The organism is Agrobacterium sp. a22-2 (genome assembly GCF_012276985.1).
In the GTDB taxonomy this organism is placed as follows: Bacteria; Pseudomonadota; Alphaproteobacteria; order Rhizobiales; family Rhizobiaceae; genus Allorhizobium.
On record NZ_JAAXMM010000112.1, the window covers coordinates 1 to 395 of the forward strand.

Consider the following 395-nt stretch of genomic DNA (forward strand, 5'->3'; position numbering starts at 1 on the left):
GGATTCACGCTCATCTTCCTGAGAAGGGTCACGCATTTCACGCAGTTCAGGCTGACGGAACAGGGCGTTGCCGTCGGCGCCCAGTTTGCCGTCCAGGCACACCAGATCGCCCTGCTTGGTGATCACCAGCGGGTTGATCTCAACCATCGCCAGGTCGCGCTCCAGGACCAGCGTCGCCAGGCCCATGAAGATCTTGGCGAACTGGCTGACTTGCTTGCCGGTCAGGCCCAGTTTGAAGGCCAGCTCACGGCCCTGATAAGGCTGTGGACCCGCCAGCGGATCGATGGTCATTTTGTGGATCAGTTCAGGGGTTTCTTCCGCCACTTTCTCGATTTCCACGCCGCCTTCGGTAGACGCCATGAATACGATGCGACGGGTCGCGCGGTCTACGACGG

General features: G+C 60.5%; 1 protein-coding gene. It reads right to left on the reverse strand.

The window, feature by feature from the left end; all coding sequences use genetic code 11:
• The coding region (locus HFC70_RS26635; protein WP_368669833.1) for an ATP-grasp domain-containing protein at window positions 1–395 on the reverse strand (395 nt) is incomplete at both ends.